Annotated in this window: 19 protein-coding genes; 12 read left to right on the plus strand and 7 right to left on the minus strand. The window is 35.2% G+C overall.

Annotation, left to right across the window (positions count from 1 at the left end; genetic code table 11):
• The first annotated feature begins 467 nt into the window (after positions 1 to 467).
• The 3 genes from C8K15_RS00080 to C8K15_RS00090 all read left to right on the plus strand — a co-directional run bounded on the left by C8K15_RS00080 (position 468) and on the right by C8K15_RS00090 (position 3,354).
• A complete protein-coding gene (locus C8K15_RS00080) occupies positions 468 to 2,030 on the plus strand; it encodes a fatty acid--CoA ligase (RefSeq protein ID WP_108584134.1) in 1,563 nt (520 codons plus the stop codon).
• 84 nt (positions 2,031 to 2,114) lie between these two features.
• Positions 2,115 to 2,507: a hotdog fold thioesterase gene (locus tag C8K15_RS00085; protein WP_108584136.1), complete on the plus strand. Its 393-nt coding sequence runs from the start codon at positions 2,115 to 2,117 to the stop codon at positions 2,505 to 2,507.
• 193 nt (positions 2,508 to 2,700) lie between these two features.
• Complete coding sequence (locus tag C8K15_RS00090) at positions 2,701 to 3,354, plus strand: hypothetical protein (protein ID WP_108584138.1); 654 nt, start codon at positions 2,701 to 2,703, stop codon at positions 3,352 to 3,354.
• A 194-nt stretch (positions 3,355 to 3,548) separates the two neighbouring features.
• On the opposite strand, the gene C8K15_RS00095 is transcribed toward C8K15_RS00090, so the two are convergent.
• The 3 genes from C8K15_RS00095 to pgaC are packed head-to-tail and all read right to left on the minus strand — an operon-like array spanning position 3,549 to position 6,081.
• Positions 3,549 to 4,418: a polysaccharide deacetylase family protein gene (locus tag C8K15_RS00095; RefSeq protein ID WP_108584140.1), complete on the minus strand. Its 870-nt coding sequence runs from the start codon at positions 4,416 to 4,418 to the stop codon at positions 3,549 to 3,551.
• Positions 4,415 to 4,873, minus strand: coding sequence for a PgaD family protein (locus tag C8K15_RS00100; protein WP_108584141.1), 459 nt, complete (start codon positions 4,871 to 4,873; stop codon positions 4,415 to 4,417). The genes C8K15_RS00095 and C8K15_RS00100 overlap by 4 nt, the downstream gene beginning before the upstream one ends.
• On the minus strand, positions 4,837 to 6,081 hold the full coding sequence (gene pgaC, locus C8K15_RS00105; RefSeq protein WP_108584143.1) for a poly-beta-1,6-N-acetyl-D-glucosamine synthase: 1,245 nt from the start codon (positions 6,079 to 6,081) through the stop codon (positions 4,837 to 4,839). The genes C8K15_RS00100 and pgaC overlap by 37 nt, the downstream gene beginning before the upstream one ends.
• Positions 6,082 to 6,337: 256 nt before the next feature.
• Here pgaC and C8K15_RS00110 point away from each other — a divergent pair, with 256 nt between their 5' ends.
• A complete protein-coding gene (locus C8K15_RS00110; RefSeq protein WP_233260339.1) occupies positions 6,338 to 6,823 on the plus strand; it encodes a competence protein ComK in 486 nt (161 codons plus the stop codon).
• Positions 6,824 to 7,025: 202 nt separating this feature from the next.
• Here C8K15_RS00110 and C8K15_RS00115 read toward each other — a convergent pair whose 3' ends face one another.
• Positions 7,026 to 7,505 (minus strand): sigma-70 family RNA polymerase sigma factor, encoded by a 480-nt coding sequence (locus C8K15_RS00115; protein ID WP_108584145.1) that lies wholly within the window; start codon positions 7,503 to 7,505, stop codon positions 7,026 to 7,028.
• A 589-nt stretch (positions 7,506 to 8,094) separates the two neighbouring features.
• Here C8K15_RS00115 and C8K15_RS00120 point away from each other — a divergent pair.
• Positions 8,095 to 9,555 carry an MBOAT family O-acyltransferase gene (locus C8K15_RS00120; RefSeq protein ID WP_108584146.1) on the plus strand — a complete coding sequence of 487 codons (1,461 nt, stop codon included), beginning with the start codon at positions 8,095 to 8,097 and terminating at the stop codon, positions 9,553 to 9,555.
• Positions 9,556 to 9,567: 12 nt separating this feature from the next.
• Positions 9,568 to 10,608, plus strand: a complete 1,041-nt coding sequence (locus C8K15_RS00125) for a hypothetical protein (protein WP_108584148.1) — start codon at positions 9,568 to 9,570, stop codon at positions 10,606 to 10,608.
• 239 nt (positions 10,609 to 10,847) lie between these two features.
• On the opposite strand, the gene C8K15_RS00130 is transcribed toward C8K15_RS00125, so the two are convergent.
• Entirely contained in the window at positions 10,848 to 12,017 is a 1,170-nt protein-coding gene (locus C8K15_RS00130; RefSeq protein ID WP_108584150.1) for a CDP-glycerol glycerophosphotransferase family protein, read from the minus strand.
• Positions 12,011 to 12,406, minus strand: a complete 396-nt coding sequence (gene tagD, locus C8K15_RS00135; RefSeq protein WP_108584152.1) for a glycerol-3-phosphate cytidylyltransferase — start codon at positions 12,404 to 12,406, stop codon at positions 12,011 to 12,013. Before tagD ends, C8K15_RS00130 begins: the two co-directional genes overlap by 7 nt.
• Before the next feature lie 113 nt (positions 12,407 to 12,519).
• On the opposite strand from tagD, the gene C8K15_RS00140 reads away from it, so the two are divergent.
• From C8K15_RS00140 to tagH, 4 genes are all read left to right on the plus strand, one after another.
• A complete protein-coding gene (locus C8K15_RS00140; protein ID WP_108584153.1) occupies positions 12,520 to 14,880 on the plus strand; it encodes a CDP-glycerol glycerophosphotransferase family protein in 2,361 nt (786 codons plus the stop codon).
• Between the two features lie 130 nt (positions 14,881 to 15,010).
• Positions 15,011 to 16,123 carry a CDP-glycerol glycerophosphotransferase family protein gene (locus C8K15_RS00145; protein ID WP_108584757.1) on the plus strand — a complete coding sequence of 371 codons (1,113 nt, stop codon included), beginning with the start codon at positions 15,011 to 15,013 and terminating at the stop codon, positions 16,121 to 16,123.
• A gap of 32 nt (positions 16,124 to 16,155) precedes the next feature.
• The gene (locus C8K15_RS00150) at positions 16,156 to 16,962 is read left to right on the plus strand and encodes an ABC transporter permease (protein ID WP_108584155.1); all 807 of its coding nucleotides are present in this window, start codon (positions 16,156 to 16,158) and stop codon (positions 16,960 to 16,962) included.
• Positions 16,963 to 16,979: 17 nt separating this feature from the next.
• Positions 16,980 to 17,789: a teichoic acids export ABC transporter ATP-binding subunit TagH gene (gene tagH / locus C8K15_RS00155; RefSeq protein ID WP_108584156.1), complete on the plus strand. Its 810-nt coding sequence runs from the start codon at positions 16,980 to 16,982 to the stop codon at positions 17,787 to 17,789.
• 25 nt (positions 17,790 to 17,814) lie between these two features.
• On the opposite strand, the gene C8K15_RS00160 is transcribed toward tagH, so the two are convergent.
• Positions 17,815 to 18,579, minus strand: coding sequence for a WecB/TagA/CpsF family glycosyltransferase (locus tag C8K15_RS00160; protein ID WP_108584158.1), 765 nt, complete (start codon positions 18,577 to 18,579; stop codon positions 17,815 to 17,817).
• Positions 18,580 to 18,964: 385 nt separating this feature from the next.
• Here C8K15_RS00160 and C8K15_RS00165 point away from each other — a divergent pair, with 385 nt between their 5' ends.
• Positions 18,965 to 19,447, plus strand: a complete 483-nt coding sequence (locus tag C8K15_RS00165) for a C40 family peptidase (protein ID WP_108584159.1) — start codon at positions 18,965 to 18,967, stop codon at positions 19,445 to 19,447.
• A 366-nt stretch (positions 19,448 to 19,813) separates the two neighbouring features.
• Positions 19,814 to 22,276: a cell wall-binding repeat-containing protein gene (locus tag C8K15_RS00170; RefSeq protein WP_108584161.1), complete on the plus strand. Its 2,463-nt coding sequence runs from the start codon at positions 19,814 to 19,816 to the stop codon at positions 22,274 to 22,276.
• The last annotated feature ends 46 nt before the right edge of the window (positions 22,277 to 22,322 follow it).

The raw sequence follows: 22,322 nt of genomic DNA on the forward strand, positions 1-22,322 counted from the left end.
GGAGACCCTTTTTTGGTGGATTTGGAAAGAAGTATTAGAGTGGTTTTTGTGTAATTATAGGTGTCACCAACAGAAAAGACTTTTGACGGGTAGTCAAAAGCAGTAATAAAAGGTTTTGAACCATAAAGTTGGCAATATTAATGAATTAGGCTTGACTCGTGTTATTTTAAGAGAAAAGTTCTTGAATGGACCCACACGCTATCGCTTAGTGGGTTTTTCTGTTGGGATTTTTGATGAGCGAATGCTAAGTTGGAAAATATGAGCGTCAAGTTGGAAAAAAGAGAAGCCAAGTTGGAAAAATCGTGGTCCAAGTTGGAAACTAGATTTTCTTGGACCACGAAATAGTTTCTTTGATTGTTACAAGACCTGATCAAATAAATTATTGTAATATTCCTTCTAATCTGACATTATTGTAAGTAGTAATAGAAATGAATTTTGATTCATTAATGTAACAGGGGGCTGGGGATATGTATGCGACGTTAGGGAGTATTTTTGATCAGACTGTAAGTAAGTTTCCGAACAAAGAAGCACTTGTTGATTTGAAAAAAGGTCAGCGTTGGACGTATGGGGAGTGGCGAGATGACGTGCATCGCTTGGCGAATGCTTTAACAGCTGCAGGAGTTGGAAAAGGAGACCGTGTTTCGACCTTCCTATTTAATACAAGTGAACTTCCGACGACGTTATTTGCGTGTGCCAAAATCGGTGCCATTTTCAATCCCATCAACTTCCGTTTAAAGTCTGAAGAAGTTACTTATATTTTAAATGATGCCACACCAAAAGTTGTGATGTTTGAAGAGTTATTGAAAGATCAAGTGGCTGCCATTCAATCGCAATTTCCTAATACACAATTTTGGTTTATTAATGAAGAAACACCGTCTTTCGCAAAGAATTACCATGAGGAAGTTGGCAAAGCTCCAGTGAAAAATCCGGCAGTTGAAGTAAGTGAAACGGATACGTATGCCATTATGTATACGAGTGGAACGACTGGCAGACCTAAAGGGGTAATTCACCGCCACCGGGACATGGCAGAGCAAAGTATGATTTGCACAGCCGTATTAAATTGTACTAAAAACGATGTAGGTCTTGTCATCGCACCAATGTTCCACTGCGCTGAATTACATTGCTGTGTCATTCCACGTGTTCAAGTTGGAGCTTCAAGTATCATTATGCATCAATTCAATCCAGCGGCTGCGCTCGAGACAGTTGAACAAGAGAAGGTTACCGTAATGTTCGCGGTTCCAACCATGTGGAGCATGATGGCGGAACTGGAAGGGGCCGCGTCTAAAGTTAAGTCGTTGCAACGCGGTTTATACGGAGCTGCTCCGATGGCACCAGTTCTTGTAAAACGAGTGAAAGACATTTTAGGAATCGATTTAATTCAAGCATACGGTCAAACCGAAATGGGACCTGCAATCACGTTCCTTGCCGAAGATGAACAGCTAACGAAAGTGGGATCTGCTGGAAAACCTGCATATAATCATGAAATTCGGATAGTACAGCCAAATGAGGATGGACCTTCTGAACCGGAACAAGTATTAAAACCAGGGCAAGTCGGTGAAATTATCGTCAAAGGACCTTGCATGATGGCAGGCTATTTCAATCGCGAAGAAGCAACTAAAAAAGCGCTGTACAAAGGGTGGTACCACTCTAGTGATTTAGGTTACATGGACGAGGATGGTTATTTGTATGTCGCGGACCGTGTGGACGATATGATCATTAGTGGTGGTGAAAATATTTATCCACGAGAAGTAGAAGATGTATTACATGAACACGATTCTGTTCAGGATGTAGCAGTTCTTGGTATTCCCGATGAGAAGTGGGGGGAATCGGTGCTTGCGTTTGTTGTAACGAAAGACCCATCATTAACTGCAGATGAACTTGAGAAGTTCTGTAAAAACAATGACAACTTAGCTGGATATAAACGCCCGAGACACTATCAGTTTGTCGATGAACTTCCTCGTAATGCGAGCGGGAAAATTCAGAAATTCCTGCTGCGGGAACAACAACTCATAGAGAGCGTAAACTACTAAAATGAATGAATTCTCCTAGCTTTGATGAAGGTAGCTAGGAGAATTTCGTGTTTATTATTCGTGCAAAAGAGAGGAATTTATTAAATGGAAATGAAACCGATGGAAGAAACAATTATAGGCTTACTTGGAATTGAATTCGTAGAAATGACGAAAGATAGGGTTACGGCAACGATGCCAGTTAACTCATCCACACACCAACCTTACGGACAGCTTCACGGAGGAGCATCTGTTGTCTTAGCTGAATCAGTTGCGAGTTTTGGAACTTTGAATTTAATTGATCAAGAAATCGAAACAGCAGTTGGACTTGAGATTAATGCAAACCACATCCGCGGAAAGAAAGATGGAATCGTCACAGCAATCGGAACCCCACTACATAGAGGGCGTAAAACCATGGTGTGGGATATCAAAATTGTCGATGAAGATGAAAAGTTAATTTGTGTATCCAGATGCACCATGGCAATCGTTCAATTGAAATAATTGATTAGCGTTTTATAGTATTTATTATAAAGGTAGCATGTAAATGAAATTGTTGAATATTATAAACAAGGCTGCCCATACTAGGAATGATTTGGAAATAACGAGACGTGCATCGTTGTGCTTGTTGAGGGAATAACGATGGAAGATTCAGCCGCCGATTGTCATCAATTTATTTGTTGAAAAGGGGTACGTCATGAAAAAGACAGCAGTATATTTTAGTATGTTGGGTATTGGATTATTAGCGGCGGGAATTTTTGTCTTTACTCAAATGAGTGAAAGAGAAGACAAGGAACTGGTTGAAGTAAGTACTGAAATTGATGCCGAAGAAATAGAAAAAGTAGAAGAGGTAGAAGAACCAGCGGAACCACAGACAGCTACGACGCTGGACAGTCTGCCTAATGCTGATGAGGAAGCGGCGAAATGGAACGGCACCGCAACCGATTTTGCCAAGAACAGTGATTATAAAATGGATGCGTCTAATATCAAAAAAGATGAGGCAAATTCTACTGAAGAAATATCAATGTTTTCCCATGACTTCCCAACGTCTTTAAAAACAACTTTAATTTATACAGTAGATAACGAAACAAAAGAAATAACTGAAATGAAACTAGTAGGTCATGAAATAGCTGGTGCAGACAGAGCAGCTATTTTTTACGCAATGAGTCTTTTTATTAGTTATGTAGATGGTGAAGTGACATTGGATGAAGGAGGCGAATTTTTAGGCGAAATCCCATTCACGTCAAACGAAGATGGTAAATATGAAAAAGAATTCAATGGAAAGAAATATGATTATATTTTAGATTTGAAAGAAGGAACAAATACTTTAGTACATCGAATCGTTGACTAGAGTGAAATAAATGCTACAGGAAAAAGCCGAACGGTGAGAATTTGTCACATTGTTCGGCTTTTTCAAAGTGATGAAGAAAATATAATATTGTAAGAAGGTTTCATCAACAAAAAAGGCTTTCGGCGGCAGCCAAAAGCAGTAATCAAGGTTTTTTAATTAATGTGAGTTGTATCTTCAGCTGCTACTTTTATGTTTCATTGGCTTTCAATAAATGGAAGGATGACTTCATTGAAGGTTGTGTCATTGATGAGTACCCTATTGAGATGAAAGTTGTCATCAGTTGGTCTTATGGTTTGAGGTGCCAAGATATAACCCGCCTCAAGTCCTTGTTCCCGTATTACTTCAGATGTGGAGTCGTCGGTATTCCCATATGGGTAAGCGAAGCTGCGAACTGTGACCCCAAGTTCTTGCTCAATGGTTTGGGTACTTTTGTTTAAGTCTTGCTTGAAGGTTTCTCTATTTTCAGCGAGAAGAAAAACTGGCGTTTCGTCTTCGAATCGATGCATATCGTAAGTGTGGGACCCAAAACTAGCCAGTCCACTTTTTTGCATTTCTCGTAGTTCATCCCATGTGGTCATTTTAAGGTTATTAAAATCTTTGTCCCCTACATGTCCAGCAATCACGAACAATGTAAATGGAACTCCTGCCTCTTTCAAAATAGGGAATGCATGTTCATAGACGGAATAGTCTATGTCGTCAAAAGAAATCCAAACACATTTATCAGGGAAATCTCCTGAATTCTTGGCTTGTAATAATTCATCTTCAGATAAAAAAACCGCACCGGCATCGGTTAATGCGTTCAATTGATACTGAAGCTCAGTTGTTAACACGCTATATTTTACAAGTTCATCGGAATTCAGAAACCATCTTGTTGATTGAGTAAGTACGTTGTCCTTTAGGACGCGGTGATAATTTAAACCGAGACAGCCATCTGTCTCTAGTTCATTCGAGAACGACATGGATGGTTCGTCCTGAGCGAAAATCATGTTATTAATTTCATTACTAAACAAAATTAAAAACCCGATAAGGCTAATCATAATGAAAAATATAAGTGTTTTTTTCATGAATATTTTTCCTCTTCTAAAGAAATAATCGGGTTTTTGGCAAAGACTATATAATCTGTAGTTTGAAGTTTTTCTATATTTTCTTCATCCATTAATTGCAGAGACATCAAATCATCATTCGTTACATTCTTTGGATACGTCCGACGAGTTAGAGATCCAAAGCGCTTTTTGTTATAGAATCGATTTACACAAAATAAAAGATAAAAAGTAATGAACAGAATTAAGCCAAATAGGGACAGTAATTGAACCTGGCCATTGGTCGTTTTGAATGAAGAATTCAGTACTCGAGTAAGGGGATTACTAAACCCAAAGCTAGCAGACAAAATAAATATCATTACAATTAAGGTATAGCACCAAAAAAATAGAGTTATGATTATATCGATAACGAATCTGAGGTTTGAACGATTACCATCGATGATTACGATTTCTTTAGACCCCGGTCGGGACTGCTCCATACCGCGTAACCTCCTTTTCTACGAGATTTAATGGCTCTCGGTACAGCTACCATGACAACAGCTGTATTCACCATCCAATAAATAGAGGGATACCAAGCCGCCCAAAAATAATATTTCAGGACGCGGTTGTACCTTGAATCAATTACTAGAGCAATAAAGAGTTGAATCATGCTGATGAAGACAAGTGAAAATGATGTCAGTGTGAACCAGATAAATAAGTCTTGAACTTGGTCAGCTGAAAATACGAGCATGACAGTGACGAAAAGCCAACAAAAAGCCCAAATTGTACTGATACACTGTTCGAGAAAAATGGGCCATAAACGTCTTTGTTTCCAGCTGAATAATATGCGCCAATGACGAAGGACAACTTCTTGCCCCCCTTGTGCCCAGCGTATCCGTTGCTTCCAAATGCCCGACAAAGTTTCCGGTACTAGCATCCAACATATCGCGCGCGGTTCGTAACGAACATCCCAAAAGCGTTTTTGTAATTTCCAGCTAACCGCAATATCCTCTGTAATCATATCGCGGTCCCATAATCCGACGTCGACAAGTGCTTTTTTTCGAAAAGTAACGACTACTCCAGACACGGTCATTACTTTCCCTATTAATCTTTGTGTACGTTTAATTGCGCCAATAATGGACGCATATTCAACTAGCTGCATTCGACTCAATAATGTATTTCGATTGCGAATACTTGGACTACCCGTTACAGCTCCTACACGTTCTCCTTTAATGAAGAACTGACGAATCATATAATAGGGAGCAGTATCCGAAAGAAGTGCATCAGCATCAACACATACTAGATACTCTGAACGAGACGCGAACAAGCCAACTTGTAAGGCATTTGCCTTTCCACGGTTTTGTTGAAGTTGTATAACTCTTACGTTGTTGTAGAGTTTTGATAACCTCTCCATAATTACTGACGTTTGATCAATAGAACCATCATTAATTAAAAGTATTTCTTTCTTTGGATAAGAGAGCCCAGAAAGGTTCTGTACGGTCTCTTCAATCGTTTCCTCTTCATTGTAGCAAGGGACGAGAATACTGATCATCGGCCAATCAAATCCATCTATATCTAATGTGTCATTTTTAGGTTCTTTTGTCTGCAGGAAGAGAAGAGAGCCTGCCATCCAAAAAAGAGCCATAATAAATGGATACCAAAAAACAAAACTAGTAACAACTCCGTATGGCCCTGTGAAAAAATCCATATATTTACCAACTCCCCTTACTTAAAAAACTTCATCTATATATATATTACTATATTAATTACAGCGAATGGAATTAATAATATGCTTTTTTTATCACTTTTCCCAAAATATATATATAGTGTTAACGATAGATATTGATAGATTAAAAAATGAGGTTAAAACTGAAAAAATACTATCTTTTCAGTAAATTCAGACTATGCAAGACCTTGCAAGATTGGTAGAATATAACTATAGGAGACATAAAGGGGATTTTCTGTTGAACTGTGATTCAAATTGGATTGACAATCAAGCTTTGTCGCTTGAATCAGTTTTTACTGGGGATTATAAATCTAAGATTACGACAACCCATGGCATTTATTATTCATGTTTGACTGTGCACGATTTACTGAATAGAGCATGCATAAGGTATGCTTCTACGATGGAAGGACGTATACAGGCAACCAGAATATTCATGAATTATCCTAAAAAAACATCAATTCTCATTGAACCAACTGAGATCGGTGCTTTTCCAACTATGTCTTATCAACATGCAGAATGTGTGTGGCTGTTTAACCACCATTTTCACGTTAAGGAATTAGACAAGGGCAAGTCACTGGTGACATTTAGGAATGGCACGTCGCTTACTGTACATGTTTCAAAACACGCCCTGTTAAAACAACAACATAGACTGCATTTCACCCTAGACACCTATCGCATTATTCAGCGTGATAAGAAACGATACATAGCAAACGATGACGAATAATTGATTTAGTTTCACAACTAGTTTAAGAATATTGTAAGGATGAAAGTTTGCCAAGTGCTGAAAATAAAAGTTGTCTCCTATACCTTTTATTTAGCAAAAACCAAAGCTTTTCAACGAATCTTAAAAGAAGAGGTTCTAGTCAAAAATTCACCATCATGTCGATTTCGCTGGCTGATTTTTAATAGAACCTCATAAGAATGAGTTAAGTTGTCAGAATGCGTCTCAGCTTTAGTAAAGTGCGTTCTCTTTTTTTCTTGACGCCTGCTTTGGTGATGCCAAGATGCAGAGCTACTTCATCCAAAGAACAACGGTCGACAAACAACAAATGAATGAGTTGCTGCTCACCTAAGTTTAGTTGGGATAATGCATTTACTAGTTCTTCCGAATCCAAAGATGACTCGGCTGGTTTATTTAACAGGATTTCAAGTGTTTGATCTTCTGCAGGTATGATGTTTTCTTCGATTGCCGCTTTCTTTAATTCATCTAACAAACTGCCATAAATACTGCGATACGCAAATGGCGCAAAATCCCCTTTTGATGAGTCATATCTTTGCCAAGCTTTCCACAGTCCAACTCTTCCAACTTGCAAGAATGCGTCATGGTTTTTATAGATGTGTAGTTTGCGTATACAAGCATGAATCATTGGTTCGAACTGGATTAATATGTCTTCAACAGTTTCCATTTTTAAGCTGCCTTGCCAATGTGCACATCAGGGTTATTCCTAGGTAGAATCAGTGTAAGACAACTAAATAAACAGTTCCAATGAGTGTTTGTGACGTTTGCGACCTAGAAAAAGAAATTATTCTACTAGGATTGAATGAATAAAATATATAAATGAAATATCCAGAAGGAATCTATTGTGTGAATTATACGATTTATTGAATAAGAACGATAAAACTATTACTAGCAAGTGTATCAACCTATAAAAGGGACCCCCCATAAATAGTTTTCACTATTAATGGGGGGTCCTTTTATTACTCATTATATCGAATAACATCTCCAGCCAGTCCACTTGAAGTGTGGGCAATAAGATAAGATCAATATCATTTTCTAGAGTTTCAGCAATTCATTGTAGGTGGATGTCATTATGATCAAGGGATTTTAAGTGAAGCGAATACAAGAATATCTCCGAATTAATATTACAATTCTTAAACAAGCTAGTCCTTTATGTCCTGGGATACTCTATTCAAATGGTGCTATGTTCATTTGACCAACAGGTGAGCATTGAATATACTTGGAAAGTTATATTACGATGAATAAGGGTGAATAAAGTGCTTTTTAACTCGATAGAATTTTTATTGTTCTTTTTACCGGTTGTGTTTTTACTTTATTTTGGACTTCACAAATTAAATCTGCATAAAATGGCATTGTTTGTTTTGTTAGTTTCATCTCTATTCTTTTATGGATTTTGGAATCCGATTTATTTAATCCTAATTTTAGTTTCGATGGTGTTCAACTTTTTGATTGGAACGATGATAAATCGATCGGAATCGGGTAGTACACGGAAAGGATTACTAATTTTTGGTGTATTAGCAAACGTCCTATTATTGGGCTATTTTAAGTACTATGATTTTTTTATGGGAAATGTAAATTGGTTATTTGACACCAATATTGCTTTGCAACATTTACTCTTACCATTAGCAATAAGTTTCTTCACATTCCAACAAATTGCTTATGTCGTTGATTCCTATCGTGGAGAAACGAAGAAATATTCATTTATTACCTATGCATTATTTGTTACCTTTTTCCCTCAGTTAATTGCTGGACCGATTGTTCATCATCATGAACTTATTCCACAGTTTAACGATAAAAGTAAATATCGCATTCAATTGAATCATATTGTGGAAGGGATATTTATTTTTGCGATAGGGTTAGCGAAAAAAGTAGGAGTCGCAGATACATTTGCCGTATGGGCGAATGAAGGTTTTGCAAATGTCGATACACTAACATTCGTAGAATCCTGGATAACGTCGTTTTCATATACCATGCAGCTCTATTTTGATTTTAGTGGTTATTGCGACATGGCAATAGGGTTGGCGCTGTTGTTCAATATTACTTTACCGGTGAATTTTTTCTCACCTTATAAAGCACGCAATATCCAAGATTTTTGGAAACGTTGGCATATGACATTAAGTCGATTTTTAACTCATTATCTTTACTTCCCGTTGGGTGGAAATCGCAAGGGTGAATATCGCACCTATATTAATATTTTTATCATATTTGCAGTTAGTGGTTTGTGGCATGGTGCCGGTTGGACATTCATTATTTGGGGAACCTTACATGGCCTTGCATCGATTGTTGTTAGATTGTGGGGGAAAACCAAAATTGTCTTGCCATTCTTAGTATCGTGGTTCATTACGTTCTTCTTCGTGAACTTTGCTTGGGTGTACTTTAGAGCGGAAAGCGTTGGACAAGCTCATACATTACTAGCGAAAATGTTTAATGTCGATCAAAGTATAGTGCATGTACTAAATCAGAAACTTACATTTGCAGCAACTTGGGAGTCTTTCGAATTTTTAGGGGTCCATTGGTTAACGAATCCACTATTTGTCTTGCCATTTATTCTTTTCTTTATGGCATTATCGTTGCTTGCTCCAAATTCGATTCAGTTATTAGAGAGATTTCAACCTAAAGTTTCGACTTTACTGTTAGTGAATTTCTGCATTATTTCTGTTTTATTCATCACATATATTCTTCATAAAAATAGTGAGTTTTTATATTTTAATTTCTAGGAGTGCCTTCAATTGAGTTATCAAAAATGGTTCAAGCTATTTCTAGCATCCATGTTGTTCGTACTTATTCCAATCTTTGGCTTAATGAGCTTCAATTATTATGTGGATCCTTATTGGAACTTTAATCATGCTCATGAAAATAATGATTATCAAAATGGGTTTGATGAGCGATTGCAAAAAACGAATCTTTTAGTTAAAAATCACCAACCTTTCGATTCGTTGTTAATTGGCTCAAGCCGTGTAACATATATGAATACTGACAGCTTTAAGCAAGAAGAGGTTTTTAATTACTCCTTAAGCTCGATTCATATTACGGAATACAATGATTACATTGACTTTGCAAAAAAAATAAATGATGGCAAGCTAAATCGTGTCTATGTTGAACTTTCTTTACACTCGTATTATGCGAATGTTCAACCGCCAATGGGCGATCCTAAAACATATTTTAAACAGGCTCAAAATCGAATTCTAGATTTTACTTCTCTGTTTTCACAAGATACATTGGACAAATCATTAGTCAATTTCGAAGCATCTAAAAATAATAAGTATCCACTGCAAAGATCATATACAAGAGAGAACCAAGTAAAATCTACTTATCCGAATGATCGATTGGCAAAAGGAAAAGTAGATTTTGTTAAACGTTATGACCAAACCAACTACACGACAGAGTTTGCATACAGAGAAACATATAAAAGCGAGTTGGAGAAGATGAAAAAAGCAAGTCCAGCCTCTGAATTTGTTATATTCACTGATATGGCACATATCATCCGTATCAAAACTTATTTGAAAAATCCTAATTATTTCGATGCATACGAACGTTCAATTCGTGAAATTATTGACGTCTTTGGTCAAGTGAAATCATTCCATCTGGAAAATGACTTTACGTCAAAAGATGAATATTGGTTGGATTTTTATCACTTTTATCCAGAAGTAGGGGATAAGATGATTCATTCCCTTGAAACGGGTGAAGGTGAAGGGTCATTTTATGTGAATGTAAACGAAACTAATGTGGATCAGTATATGAGTGATTTGAAAAAGTTGGTTAATGAATAACAAAAGTCATTTTAAGTGTTGAGAAGCTGATAAAATAAAAAAAAGACAATCCGGTATTTAGGATTGTCTTTTTTACGTAGAAACATAGCGGAATAAACGGTGTGTGAAGATGATGAATAAACCTTTTATGCAGGTCACCAACAAACTTTCAAGTGATCTTTTCGACCATTCGTCTGGAGACAGAGACTTTTTCCTCTGCAAAAACACACACTCTCAAAGAAAGCGATTTTTTCTTGAAATTACAAATCATTGTCATCATAAATCAAAGAGATTAATGTTTTGGTCGCATGACCAGTTGAGAAGGTATTCCAATGATTTTTGAATGAATCAATTTTTTGGAAATCAATGTTGGGATCTAGAATATGATCAATTACCTCTGAGGTGGTTTTTACAATTGGTCCTGGAAAAGAGAGACTTGTTTCGTCCCAGAGTCCTTGTTCCTTATCATAAGTAGCCAAATCATAAGTGAAAAAAATCATCTTTTTACGCAACAATGAAAACTCGAAGGGAATAGAGGAGTAATCTGTTACTAAAATATCGCTAGCGATCATTAATTCGTTAACGTGAGGATAGTCGTTGACAACAAGGACTCTAGGATGACTTTTTATATGGGTCACATCTTTGACAGAGGGATGCAATCTTATAAGCAATACATATTTTTCGTCAAGTCTTTCAAGAAATTGGTCAATATCAAATTTAAAATTCATTTTTTCAAGTTCGTCTTTTCTAAAAGTTGGGGCGTACAACACTATTTTTTTCCCTTGGATAGAGGGGTAAGTTTCACCAACACGAATTAGGCTTTTGGTTTTAGCGATGGAATCAAAATAAAAATCTGTTTGTGGAACCCCAGTGTACAAAAATCGATTCTGATCGAGGTGGAAAGATTCAGTGAAAATCTGAGCCATTTGTTTTGAACCCACTGGGATAAAGTGAAATCGATCATATACTTGTTGAAATCTAGTTTTGGCTTGCTCGCTACGGTCAATCGTTGTTGGATCACTCCATCCAAATCGCTTAATGGCTCCCGCTGCATGCCATAATTGAACACACTTGACGTCCTTTCGAAACTGAACTGTGGATAAAATACCCACGTAATTATCGACAAATATATATTTTGACGTAGCTAAGTGATAGATGGATTTATATGTATCAATGAAGTTCTTGGTTTCAAACGATAAAATTTTCTTATTCTTTGTAGGAATCGAAGAAAAATCTATTTTACAGCGTGCTTGATTAATAAAGATTAGTTGATGTTCTTCATACCGTGATAACTCCATAGCCACAAAAAATGCATTGTCTCCGAATGAAGATAAGAAGACGGTTTTGTTCTGTAACGGAAGAAGGTTAAACAACAAAAAGATGATTTTAATGATAATTAAATAAACTGAAATAAGAACTTCTTTTAACATGGTTTGTTATATAAATCAGTTTTAATCTTTGTCGTTGAAATGCCTTCAGTTCTAGGTAGGTAGATTACTTCGCAATAATCATTTAGGTCATCAAACTTACCTTCCCAATCTGAACCCATGACAAATAAATCAATTTGATTCGTTTGAATATCATCTGATTTTTGATGCCAGTTATGTTCGGGAATCACTTCATCGACATATTTTATTGCTTCCAATATTAGTTTCCGTTCATCATAAGAATAATAAGCTTCTTTTCCTTTAAGAATATTAAACTCATCTGATGACAATCCTACGATTAAGTAATCACCGTATTCCTTAGCTTTTCTTAAGATATTAATGTGTCCATGATGTATTAAATCAAATGTTCCATAGGTAATTACTTTCTTCATCTTACTCACTCCACAAATAGTTATTTTCTAAATTTCGATAAAATGTTATGATATTAAATTGTATGTAATAATTCTAAAAGCTAAATAAATAATTGAGCAAAGAAGGATAGATTATGAAAGTATATAATAAAAATGTACAAATACTAGAAGATTCAATTGAAAAAATCGATTTTATTTTATTAGAAAGTGAAACGGTTTATCGAATTGATTTAAATCTAGTTACTGTTGAAAAATCACTTGTCGTAGGACAATATTCAGCTAACGATCAAGTATTGTTATGTAAAGAATACAATGATACTAATATTATCGTTTATATTAAATCTGAAAATGTAATTGTGACACGGATAAATCATATCCCAACCGAACAATTTCAACCAACAGAAACCTCTTATGAAATGACATTTGAAAATTATTCAGACTTACTTTCATTTAAACAAACAGGTGAAACAACTTTCTCCATGTACAATCAAACCGGTAACTATTTATTTAGTATTCACGATATTGTAACACATGATGCATCGGTTATTGTATACCCAGTTGATCTTGAACTCACAACGATTGAATTCCGTTATTTGACTGTGGGCAGAATCAACTATTCAAATTTCTACATGTTTGTAATTTATGATTTATTTAGAAAAGAAATCACTACAAAAAAAGTTGTTTTTACTGTAAATTCGACTATTGCAGAGCTTAACTTCAATCTTACTGATCCAAATACACTTGAGTTGTCATTTAATGACGAAAGTGTATCTGTTAATTACAAGAAAGTATCAAGAAGAGGTACAAAGTTATTTAGTGTTTCTCAATTTAAAAAATATCGAAATAAACATATACTAGGAACAATAATTATTAACGGATCTAAGTATTTTCTACACAATAAAACGAATGGTGTATTCTTGACACATTCAAACCCAACAAGAGTTTCTGGTTTCTATCCAAATATGAGAGCGCAATTCTTTGGCAAGAGCCTTTATATTTATGGACGTAATACACATTATGCATACAATGCGAATGGTAAGTACGACTATCTATATGCAGGTGATAATCCAAAACCAATTGCAAAATTCACAAGACCTTTTAATCTTCGTTTATTCCGACGATATGGATTTTTCAAAGTACCGATTTCATCTTTATATATCAATACACGTATCCATAATAATTTGTATTTGGGGAATAAAAAAGCTATCTTACATAATTTAAAGCTTAAGTTACGTCCTCGCAAAGCAAAAACTTTAGATTTTACAATTTATGGTGATCAAGTGAATATCATTAGAACTAATTTACGTGGAGATATAACATCGACGATTATTTCAAAAGAAGAAGAATATACGTTATTGAAGAGGAATTTTATATATGTTGCATTTCTCTTAACAAAGTTAATTCCGAAGAAAAAGGCGAAAATTAATCTGTATTTCGAGAAGAAAAGTATGAAAGCGGATGAATCGTCAATCCAAGTTTTTGAACAAGTGATGAAAGAAAAAAATCTGAAATCTAAGAATTACTTTATCCTTAGTGAAGATGCAGAAAACTATCAAGCGCTCAAAAAAGCTTATAAAAAAGCGATAGTTAAAAAACATAGTTTTTATCATTACTATTTAACATTTAATGCGTCAAATTTAATCTCAAGCGAATTATCCAATCATTTATTAAACGATAGACTTTACATCGATGTAATTCGAGAAAAAATTAAGTCGATTCCATTAATATTTCTACAACATGGAATTATGTTTGCAAAACCAGTAGATAACCCTATGGCTTTTGGATTTCATAAGGATAAAAATGCCTATAATATGAATAAATCTGTAATAAGTTCTGAACTTGAAGCAGGTGAATTCTATAAAATGGGTTATGATAGAGAAGACTTGATCCTTACCGGATTAGCTACTTTTGATAAAGCATATTTAAATGAATCAGCAGATAAAATAGCTTTCATGCCTACGTATCGGTACTGGGAAGAAGGGTTAATCTATAGAGGATTAATTGAGAAGACTTCTTATTATGAGCAAATCATGCGTGTAATTGAAGCATTTAAAGAGCACAAACTATTGGATAGGCTTTTAATTATACCCCATAATAAATTCTCTGAATTCATTTATGAGAATATGAAAGAATATCAACACATTATTAGTGCAAACCCTTCAGAAGCTTTGAAGGAATCAGTGATTTTCATTACGGACTATTCGTCTGCTATTTATGACGCCACGTTTAGAGGGGCTTATCCTATTTTCTTCTGGGAGGAAAAGGATTATTTAATTGAACAGTATCGAGCTATTCCTCCGGTTAATGATGAAAATGCACCTGGAGCTATTGCTTATACCATCTCAGAACTTATGGATACAGTTAAAAAAGCAATCAATCAAAATTACCAAGTAGAAGATGAAATTTTATACAAATATAAGCAAATCAATTCGTTTGATGACAGACAAAACACTGGTCGTATTATCGAATTTTTAAAACAAGATCAAATCTTGTAACCAATAACATGTAATATACGATTGATCTTTTACTAAAATTTGAAAATGCAGAATAGAGGTCATTGACTTGCTTAACAGGTTAAAGAAAAGTGAATTTCTATTGAAAATATTCCGTTTTATTTTTGTTGTCATGGGATTGTTGCCTAAAAAAAGAAAATTGGTCATGTTCGAAAGTTTCCATGCCAAACAATATAGTGATAATCCAAGGGCTATTTATGAATATATGAAAGAACATTATAAGGAATATCAATTGCTATGGAGTGTTGATAAACAGGCAATCAAATTGTTTGAAGAGTTTCAAGTGCCATATATTCGTCGGTTTTCGATAAAATGGTTTCTTACATTCCCACGTGCAAAATACTGGGTTAATAATGTTCGTTTGCCTGGGTGGATGCCAAAACCGCAAGGAACTGTCTATGTTCAGACTTGGCACGGGACACCACTCAAGAAACTCGGATTAGATATTGAAGAGATCCACATGCCTGGTACAAAAACGGATAATTATAAAAAGAATTTCATTAATGAATCTCAAAATTGGGATTACTTGGTTTCTCCCAATCCATATTCAACTGAAATTTTCAAAAGAGCATTCCATTATAACGGCGATGTAATTGAGTCAGGGTATCCACGCAATGATATACTTACTACTCATTCAGATGCAGCTATAGATGAAATAAAGCAAAAACTTGGTATTCCTCATAATAAGAAAATTATGCTGTATGCGCCGACTTGGCGAGATAATGAGTTCTATTCAAAAGGAAAATATAAATTTAAATTTCAATTCGATTTAGACAACTGGAAAAAGGAATTTGGAGCCGAGTGGGTGTTGTTAACCAGAATGCACTATTTGGTGGCCGAAAACTTTGATTTCTCAACGCATGAAGGTATAGTTTATGATGTGTCGTCTTATCCAGATATACGTGATCTCTATGTGAGTGCGGATCTTTTAATTACAGATTATTCATCTGTATTCTTTGATTACGCTATCCTTAATAGACCGATTGTATTCTTTATGTATGATTTAGCAACTTACAGAGATCAACTTAGAGGATTCTACATTGATATTGAAGAAGAGGCCCCTGGTCCTATCGTTCAGACAGAAGAAGAACTGTTTGATGCGATACATGAACTTGTGCGATTTAATGTTGATACAAATCCTAAGTTTAAATCCTTTATAAATAAGTTTTCTTCATTAGAAGATGGTCATGCTACAAGACGAGTAGTACAAGGCTTTTTAAAGTAGTGTGATAAATTGTGAGTAGGTGAGGATAAAGAATGAAGTCAGCAATTAAAATTCTAAAAGAACAAATGCAATTTTTCTATTTAGTTAGGAGACTTTCTGTATATGAATTAAGGAGTTTGACAAGTGGTAATTACCTTGGAGCTGCTTGGGAAATTATTAATCCAGCCATTCAAATATTAATTTACTGGTTTGTGTTTGGTTTTGGAATCCGTCAAAAGGAACCAATTGGAGATATCCCATATTTCCAATGGATGTTTGCTGGGATATTGGTCTGGTTCTTTATAAATTCAAGTGTGATGAAAGCTTCAAAATCGATTTATAGCAAGATTCGAATGTTGTCCAAAATGAACTTTCCGATGAGTGTGATTCCGAATTATGTTATTTTTGCGCAATTTTACCCTCATCTGATTCTTATAGGATTGGCCATGTTAATACTACAATTTCTAGGTTTTCCTATTTCGATCTACTATTTGCAACTTCCTTTATATATAGTTGCTTTGCTGGTGTTTTTGTTTAGTCTATCACTTATTACATCAACACTAACGACGATTGCTAAAGATGTACAAATGTTTTTGCAATCCGTTATGCGGATGTTATTCTATTTGTCGCCAATAATATGGCCTCCGACTTTGTTACCTGAGTCCTTTCAAATTTGGGTAAAGTTGAACCCTTTCTATTATATTGTTGAAGGTTACCGCTATTCATTATTAGGACAAGGCTGGTATTTCCTTGAAAATCCACTATACACTTTATACTTTATAGTAATAACAGCATTAACATTAATGGTTGGTTCTTATTTGCACGTGAAATTTAGAAGTCAATTTATTGATTTCCTCTAAAACTGGAAGTGATAAGCATGGAAAACACTGTCGAAGTTAAAAATGTTTATAAGAGATATAAACTTTACAAGAAAAAGTCGGAACGTCTTCTCGATTTAATTGTTCCTCATAAAGAATATGGAGAAGACTTTTTTGCACTCCAAGACGTTTCATTTAATGTCGAGCAAGGGTCAATTATCGGACTAGTGGGTATTAACGGTTCAGGAAAGTCGACACTTGCCAATATTATCGCAGGGGTTATTCCTACAACTACTGGAGAAGTTACTATTCAAGGTAACGTGGCATTGATTGCCGTTAATGCTGGACTGGATAATTCGTTATCTGGTAGAGAAAACATTGAACTTAAACTTTTAATGCTGGGATTTTCTAAAAAAGAAATCACAGAAATGGAAGAAGAAATCATCGAATTTGCTGAACTGGAGAAGTTTATTGATCAACCTGTAAAAACGTATTCAAGCGGCATGAAATCTCGATTAGGTTTTTCCATATCCGTTCGTGTAAACCCGGATATATTAATTATTGATGAGGCATTGTCTGTAGGAGATAAAGCTTTTGCTGAGAAAAGTCTCGAGAAAATGATGGAGTTTAAAGCAAAAGGCAAAACAATGTTTTTTGTTAGTCATTCCATCTCCCAGATGAAGAAGTTTTGTGAGCAAATTCTGTGGTTAGAGTTTGGCGTGGTGAAAGAGTATGGAAAAGCGAGTGAAGTACTAAAAAACTACGAATCATTTTTAAAAGAATATCAAGCAATGACGAAAACACAGAAGAAAAAATATCGTACAGATGCACTAAATAGACAATCTATGAAAACAGAAAAAATGCTGTAATCGTCATTAGACGATTACAGCATTTTTATGTGTGTCTTTCTCGTTTTACATAAACTTTTCGATTAGCCCATTTTTGCTTGTAAACTTCGGCTACGAAGACAGGCAATTGAAGCATCCGTTTTCCACGAACAGGTTGTGTAATTAAGCGATACATCCATTCAAGATTATTATTAAGCCAGAATTGTGGGGCACGCTTCGTTTTACCTGATAATACATCAAAGCTACCACCAACCCCCATTAATATCGAGTTAGGAAATAAATGCTTATATTCCGCAGCCCATTTTTCTTGTAAAGGTGCACCAAGACCAATAAATACAAAATCAGGTTTTGTAGCTGCAATTTCTTCAGCTATATCTAATCCATGGCCTGAATAGCCATGTTTAGTGCCAGCTATTCGAACGTTTGGATAAAGTTTAATAGAATTAATTGCCGCGTCAACAGCCACGCCATCTTTGGAACCGAAGAAGTATACTGATTTTTTTTTGTCATTTGCATATGAAAGGAAACTATGGACTAAGTCATAGCCTGTGATTTTTTCTTGTAATGAATCATTTAAGATATCGGAAGCCATCATAACTCCTGATCCGTCGGGTACAATAAAATCGGCTTGTAAAATTGAATCTCTATAAGAAGGTGATTTCTTTGCACTCATTATAATCTCCGGATTTGCAGTAACAATAAATAAATTCTTTTCTCTTTGTTCTAGTTCATTGTCTACAATATTTAATAGATTAGTTTTTGACATATTATCTATAGGCATATCTAAAATCAGTACTTTAGCTTGAGTCATAAGATTTCACCTCCTTTTTATTTTTGGTAAGCTATACATTGTTTCTTATTATAACGTTTTGTTAAGAATTTATCAAGATAGTGTAAATTTTTGAGATAGTTTTGTTAAGTTGAAATATATAGAAATTGATAGCATTTAGTATTAGAATCTTATATTTTTTATACTATGTGTTTTAGAAATAGTTTGATTTAGCAACGTTCACAGACGTATTGGAAAGAAATAATAGTAGTGTCAAGTACATTCAAACCTATCTACAAGTTGTTACAAATAGTAATCAAATTGTTACATAACTGTAAACTAAAAATGGTTATATACGTGATAAGATAAACATAGTTAATTTATCAGAAAATTTATAGCCATTGGCCAAACCGGAGGATTCTATTTTATGAAATTTCAGTCTCAGTTGTTTAAAGTCATTTCAATGTTAACGATTGCTTTATTTTTAGTGATTGCACCTTTAGGTAATCATGCAGATGCAGCAAGTGGAATTAAATCTACTAAGATTGTAACAACTGCAAATAAAGTAATGGGTACAAAATATGTTTATGGCGGAACGACAACAAAAGGCTTTGATTGCTCAGGATTTGTTGGTTATGTTTATAAAAAAGTAGGCGTGAAATTACCGAGAACTTCAGGTGCTATGTATAAAACTGGTAAAAAGGTTTCAAAGAAAAATCTTAAAGCTGGCGACTTAGTATTTTTTAATACTTCTGGTAGAGGGATTTCTCATGCAGGAATTTACATAGGTAAAGGAAAGTTTGTTCATTCTTCATCAAGTAAAGGTGTTTCAGTAGCTAAGATTAATGATCCTTATTACTGGGGTTCAAAATATGTAGGCGCGAAACGAGTTGCGAAAGTAATAAAGTAACTCCTAACTGATTTGTGATTAATAGTAAAACAAATATACTTTAACGTCTTATTGCATTTTACAAAATGCGATAAGGCGTTTTTTACATATTGAAATACTTATCAAATCTTCTATTAGACTCTTTACTACTATTTGACGATTTCAATGCAAATTAATCTAGTTGATCGTAGGAACGTTAAGCTATCTAACTATTTGAAAAATAAACCTTGAGGTAGAAAATAAATATTGGTAAAATAATACTATGTGGGAACGTTTTCATTTTAAATTTACATGAAAATTACATAGTCTTATTCTTCAAACTATTAATTTTTGCTATAGTAACTTTGAATCTGAACATGATTCCTAAAAAAAATAGGATGGTGGAAAATGAATAAGAAATTCGTAACTGCCTTAACTGCAGCCACTCTAACAGCAAGTTTGTTTAATGTTAGTGCTCCAGTAACGGTCAAAGCAGCAGCAGAAGATTTTTCATTAACTTTGTTACATTCAAATGATACTCACGCCAATTTAGACAACATTGCTAAAAAGGTAACATTAGTCAACAAGTTACGCGAAGAAAACCCTAATAACCTATTAGTAGATGCTGGTGATGTATTCTCTGGAACTTTATATTTTAATGAATTCAAAGGACTAGCAGATTTAGATTTTATGAATATGATGAACTACGATGCTATGACATTTGGAAATCACGAGTTTGATTTAGGTGATTCTGCAGATGGACATAAAGCCCTAGCGGAGTTTGTGAAAAAAGCAGAGTTTCCGTTAATTAGTGCTAATACTAATTTTGCTGCGGATCCATTATTTGCAGGATTACAAAATGCTGGATTTGGTGGAAATGATGAAGCTGGAGAGATTTTTGACGGAATCATTAAAGAAGTTGACGGTGAAAAAATCGGAATATTCGGTTTGACTACAGCAGAAACAGAATTCATATCAAGTCCTAAAGCAGTGCAATTTACAGATTATATTGCAGAAGCTAAAGCAGCAGTTGCTTTCTTTAAAGAAAATGAAGTTAACAAAATTGTTGCCTTAACTCATTTGGGCTTCGACGATGCTTATGATAACGATTTAACATTAGCTGAAGCAGTACCTGAAATTGATGTAATCGTTGGAGGTCATACTCACTCGAAACTTGATTCAGGTCATTTAATTGATCGTCCAGGTTCTGGGGACACAATTATCGTACAAGCAAATGAATATAATAAATTCTTAGGTGAATTAGATGTAACCTTTAACGATGCTGGTGAACTTACTAGCCACACATCAGTTTTACACACGGTGGCCGATGCTGCTGAAAATCCAGAAGCTGCAGCCAAATTAAAACCTTATGCAGACAAAATTGCAGAATTGAAAAATAAATCAACAGGTGTTACCACAACTGATGTATTAGATGGTGCACGTGGAAACGTTCGTACCGGTGAAACAAATCTTGGGAACTTGATGACTGATGGCATGTTAGACGCTGCGAAAAAGATTGATAAAGATACCGTGATAGCTGTTCAAAACGGTGGTGGAATTCGCGCTTCAATTGATAAAGGTGATATTACGGTTGGTGAAGTTCTGACTGTTATGCCTTTCGGAAATGCACTAGCTATTATGGAATTAACAGGTGAAGACATTTATGCTGCATTAGAGCATAGTGTAAGCCAATCTCCTAAAGAATCGGGTGCCTTTTTACATGTGGCAGGTTTAGTTGTGAATTATGACAATACGCAAGAAGCAGGTAGTCGTGTCTTATCTGCTTTAGTTCAAGATGATGAAGGAAGCTTAACGTATTTAGATCCAGAAAAAACTTACAAAGTAGCAACAAACTCGTTCACTGCTAAAGGTGGAGATGGCTACACAATGTTTAAAGAAGCTTATGAGAACGGAAAAGTTAGTGAGCCAGGTAATGTTGACTGGGAAACATTCATTAATTACATTAAAGGTCTTGAAACAATCGAAGCAGACCGTGAAGGGCGTATTAATCAAGTACGTTTGTCTGGTAAGACTCGTTACGAAACAGCAGTAGAAATTTCAAAAGCTGGATTTAGTTCTGCTGAAAAGGTTGTGATTGCTCGTGGTGACGAGTTTGCTGATTCAATGACCGCTGGTCCATTAGCGTATTCTTTAGATGCACCAATTTTATTAACTCGTCCGACTTCACTTCCAGCCAGTGTTATGGAAGAATTAACACGTTTAGGTACAAAAGAAGTTGTCGTAATGGGCGGTACAAAAGCGATTTCTAGAGAAGTTCTGAAAAGTATCACTGATATGGGAATTGAAGTAAGCCGTATTTCTGGCGTAGATCGTTACGAAACAGCTGCTAAGGTAGCTCATGAGCTAGGTAGCTATGAAGAAGCAATTGTTGTCTCTGGTTTAACATATCCAGATGCATTATCAATCGGTTCTTATGCAGCACAATCTGCTACACCAATTCTATTAACTCGCCCTAACAGCATACCAGCTACAACAAAAACTGCCTTAAAGAATGTAGATAAATCATTCGTTATTGGTGGTAAATTAGCAGTTAGCGAAGCAGTTAAAAAAGCACTTCCAGCAGCAACACGTGTCTCTGGTAAAACACGTTATGAAACATCTGTTGCGGTAGCTGAAGAGTTTCACGGAGATACTTGGGCTTCATTTGTAGCAAGCGGTACTGGCTTTGCTGATGCTTTAACAGGTAGTGTTTTAGCAACGAAGTATGGAGCACCTGTATTGTTAGTTGGGCCTAATGGACTCCCTGTAGTAGTTAAAGATTATGTTGATAATCACCCTTCAGCAACATATATCGTAACAGGTGGTAAATCTGTCGTTTCTGACGACACATACTACTCAATTTACGAATAAATAAACAAGAAAAGCCCGATGACAGGAAATTGTCATCGGGCTTTTT

It is taken from the genome of Paenisporosarcina sp. OV554, from assembly GCF_003058165.1.
Lineage (GTDB): Bacteria > Bacillota > Bacilli > Bacillales_A > Planococcaceae > Paenisporosarcina.

Bases quoted from the DNA above. Each gene is read 5' to 3' on its own strand.
- C8K15_RS00080 (WP_108584134.1), top strand. From the start codon at position 468: ATGTATGCGACGTTAGGGAGTATTTTTGATCAGACTGTAAGTAAGTTT.
- C8K15_RS00085 (WP_108584136.1), top strand. From the start codon at position 2,115: ATGGAAATGAAACCGATGGAAGAAACAATTATAGGCTTACTTGGAATT.
- C8K15_RS00090 (WP_108584138.1), top strand. From the start codon at position 2,701: ATGAAAAAGACAGCAGTATATTTTAGTATGTTGGGTATTGGATTATTA.
- C8K15_RS00095 (WP_108584140.1), bottom strand. From the start codon at position 4,418: ATGAAAAAAACACTTATATTTTTCATTATGATTAGCCTTATCGGGTTT.
- C8K15_RS00100 (WP_108584141.1), bottom strand. From the start codon at position 4,873: ATGGAGCAGTCCCGACCGGGGTCTAAAGAAATCGTAATCATCGATGGT.
- pgaC (WP_108584143.1), bottom strand. From the start codon at position 6,081: ATGGATTTTTTCACAGGGCCATACGGAGTTGTTACTAGTTTTGTTTTT.
- C8K15_RS00115 (WP_108584145.1), bottom strand. From the start codon at position 7,505: ATGGAAACTGTTGAAGACATATTAATCCAGTTCGAACCAATGATTCAT.
- C8K15_RS00130 (WP_108584150.1), bottom strand. From the start codon at position 12,017: ATGTTAAAAGAAGTTCTTATTTCAGTTTATTTAATTATCATTAAAATC.
- tagD (WP_108584152.1), bottom strand. From the start codon at position 12,406: ATGAAGAAAGTAATTACCTATGGAACATTTGATTTAATACATCATGGA.
- C8K15_RS00140 (WP_108584153.1), top strand. From the start codon at position 12,520: ATGAAAGTATATAATAAAAATGTACAAATACTAGAAGATTCAATTGAA.
- C8K15_RS00145 (WP_108584757.1), top strand. From the start codon at position 15,011: ATGGGATTGTTGCCTAAAAAAAGAAAATTGGTCATGTTCGAAAGTTTC.
- C8K15_RS00150 (WP_108584155.1), top strand. From the start codon at position 16,156: ATGAAGTCAGCAATTAAAATTCTAAAAGAACAAATGCAATTTTTCTAT.
- tagH (WP_108584156.1), top strand. From the start codon at position 16,980: ATGGAAAACACTGTCGAAGTTAAAAATGTTTATAAGAGATATAAACTT.
- C8K15_RS00160 (WP_108584158.1), bottom strand. From the start codon at position 18,579: ATGACTCAAGCTAAAGTACTGATTTTAGATATGCCTATAGATAATATG.
- C8K15_RS00165 (WP_108584159.1), top strand. From the start codon at position 18,965: ATGAAATTTCAGTCTCAGTTGTTTAAAGTCATTTCAATGTTAACGATT.
- C8K15_RS00170 (WP_108584161.1), top strand. From the start codon at position 19,814: ATGAATAAGAAATTCGTAACTGCCTTAACTGCAGCCACTCTAACAGCA.